This window comes from Streptomyces sp. LS1784 (genome assembly GCF_020103755.1).
In the GTDB taxonomy this organism is placed as follows: Bacteria; Actinomycetota; Actinomycetes; order Streptomycetales; family Streptomycetaceae; genus Kitasatospora.
Genome location: NZ_JAHSQD010000828.1, coordinates 1 through 2,681, shown reverse-complemented (window position 1 = coordinate 2,681; position 2,681 = coordinate 1). Strand labels below are relative to the sequence as shown.

3 protein-coding genes are annotated in these 2,681 nt (G+C 76.3%); 2 read left to right on the top strand and 1 reads right to left on the bottom strand.

All coding sequences use genetic code 11. The annotated features are described in order from the left end of the window. Positions 1-227: 227 nt before the first annotated feature. On the top strand, positions 228-1,025 hold the full coding sequence (locus KS423_RS43005) for a VOC family protein (RefSeq protein ID WP_224285134.1): 798 nt from the start codon (positions 228-230) through the stop codon (positions 1,023-1,025). 48 nt (positions 1,026-1,073) lie between these two features. Beyond that, the gene (locus KS423_RS43000; protein ID WP_224285133.1) at positions 1,074-1,583 is read left to right on the top strand and encodes a DinB family protein; all 510 of its coding nucleotides are present in this window, start codon (positions 1,074-1,076) and stop codon (positions 1,581-1,583) included. 27 nt (positions 1,584-1,610) lie between these two features. Here the strand turns inward: KS423_RS43000 and KS423_RS42995 are convergent, their stop codons facing one another. After that, positions 1,611-2,300 (bottom strand): helix-turn-helix transcriptional regulator, encoded by a 690-nt coding sequence (locus KS423_RS42995; protein WP_224285132.1) that lies wholly within the window; start codon positions 2,298-2,300, stop codon positions 1,611-1,613. Between the last annotated feature and the right edge of the window lie 381 nt (positions 2,301-2,681).

Here is a 2,681-nt window from a genome sequence, read left to right as displayed (position 1 = left end):
TCCTGACCGGTGTGCTGCCGCTCGGCCCGACCGGCCTGGGCACGGCCTCGCTGCGGCTGCCGCCGGGCGGGACGGTGCCGCGGCAGTGAGCCGCTGACGGAGTGCCCCCGCGCGGGTCCGTCCCGCTCCATCCCGCGCGGGGGCGCCGCGTCGTGGCTAGGCTGGCGAGCCGGGGACCGTCGTGCGCCCTCCGGCGCGCGCACTTCGCCACACACGAGGGCAGAGAGATGGCTGCGCTACCTGAGGGCACACCCTGTTGGGCCGACGCGATGTTCACCGATCTGGAGGGCGCGAAGGCCTTCTACGGCGACGTGCTGGGCTGGACCTTCGGTGAGAGTTCGTCGGAGTTCGGCAACTACACCCGGGCGTACTCGGACGGCAGGGCGGTCGCCGCGATCGTGCCGCCGATGCCCGGCGTGGAGGCCCAGTCCGCCTGGTGCCTGTACCTGGCCTCGCCGGACGCCGCCGCCACTGCGGCGCGGATCCGCGCCAACGGCGGTGAGGTGCTCATGGGGCCGACGCAGATCGGCGACTTCGGCACGATGGTGATCGCCAGGGACCCGGCCGGCGTGGTGTTCGGCGTCTGGCAGGCAGGCCGGTACGAGGGCTTCGAGCAGCAGGGCGAGCCCGGCGCGTACAGCTGGGCCGAACTGGTGACCCGCGAGCCCGCGAAGGCCGACGCCTTCTTCCCCGCGGTCTTCCCGTACGGCGTGACGAGGATGGACTCCGAGGAGTTCGACTACCGGATGTTCCGGGTCGGCGACCGGCCGGTGCTGGGCCGGATGGGAGCGGAGGGCGTCCTGCCGCCCGAGGCGCCCTCGTACATCAGCGTCTACTTCGCGGTGGACGACACCGACGCGGCGATCGGGCGGCTGACGGCGCGCGGCGGCACGGTGTACTTCGGGCCGATGGACAGCCCGTTCGGCCGGTTCGCGGCGGTCGGCGACCCGCAGGGCGCGGCCTTCGGGCTGATCGACCTCGGACGGACGGTCGGCGAGCAGCCGAAGACGGTGGACGTCTCGTGACACGGCGGGCGGCAGACCGGCCGACCCGGAAGGCGGGGGAAGTGGCCCATGGGTGAGCGCGAGGAACTCGTCGAGACGCTCGACAAGCACCGCGGACTGCTGCGGCACACCGTCCGGGACCTCACCGACGAGCAGGCGGCCCGGCGCACCACGGTCAGCGAGCTGAGCCTCGGCGGCCTGATCAAGCACGTGGCGGCGGCCGAGGCACGCTGGGGGCGGTTCATGACCGGCGGCGCCGAGGCGATGCGGGGCCGGGACGGGCAGCACGGCCCCGACAACGCGGACGCCTGGGCGGCCCAGTTCCGGATGGTGGAGGGCGACACCCTGGCCGGGCTGCTCGCCGAGTACGAGCGGGTGGCCCGCGGGACGGACGAGCTGGTCCGGACCCTGCCCGACCTCGACCTCGCCCATGAGCTGCCGTCCGCGCCCTGGTTCCCGCCGGGTACGGCCTGGTCGGTCCGGCGGGTGCTGCTGCACCTGATCGCCGAGACCGCGCAGCACGCCGGGCACGCCGACATCGTCCGGGAGTCGCTGGACGGGGCGAAGTCGATGGGCTGAGCGGCGCCGACGATGGCCGGAGCGCCGTCAGGGCAGCTCCACGCCGAGGAGTTCGCGCAGCACCCGACTGCCGTCCGGGGTGACCCGAAGGGCCCGTCCGGAGCCGATCCGCTCCACCCAGGCGCGGTCCAGGGCGGCCCGGCAGAGTGCCGCGCCCAGCGCCCCGCCCAGGTGGTTGCGGCGCTCCGTCCAGTCCAGGCAGCTGCGCACCACCGGGCGCCCGCCCCGGCGGCCCGCGCGCGGCGGCAGCTCGATCGCCTGCGCGGCCAGCCAGTCCCGCCCGAGCCCGGTGACGGCCAGCCCGCCCTCCTCGGTGACCAGGCCGCGGGCGAGCAGCGCGTCGGACACGGCCACGCCGAGGCGCCCGGCCAGGTGGTCGTAGCAGGTGCGGGCGCGGGCCTCGGCGCTCAGCCGGGTGGCCTCGCCCAGGTTGCGGGGCGCGGTGGCGGGGCCGGACTCGGCGAAGGCGGTGAGGTCCTCGATCAGCGTGGCCACCGCGGGCGTGGCCAGTCGGACGTACCGGTGCCGGCCCTGCCGCTCCTCGGCCAGCAGCCCGCCCGCGATCAGCCGGGACAGGTGCTCGCTGGCCGTGGACGGCGCGACGCGCGCGTGCCGGGCCAGCTCACCGGCGGTCCAGGCGCGGCCGTCGAGCAGCGCGGTGCAGATGGCGGCGCGGGTGGGGTCGGCGAGCAGGGCGGCGAAGGCGGCGAGCGTCATGCCTCCATGGTCGGGGCGCGGGGGCGTGTCCGTGAGCGCACGGAGGGCCGCGTTCGGGGGCCGGGTCGCGTCCGGGGACGGGGCCGCGTACGGGGGCGGGGCGGTCGAAGCGGCGGAGCCGCGTGGGGGAGCGGAGCCGGGGACATGCCTCCAGGGTCGCCCCGGCACGGTTCGGCCGGCGCCGAAACGACCCGGGGCCACGATGACGGCATGAGCGAAACCACGGTGGCCTCCGACCCCGCGACCACGACCTTCTCCCGCTACGACGACGTCACGGCGGCCCTGGCCGACCCGGCGCTGGTCCCGCCGCCCGCCGCGCCCGGCGCCACCCCCGGCACGGTGGCCTGGCTGCGGTCCGCCGTCGCCCGGTTCAGCTCGGGC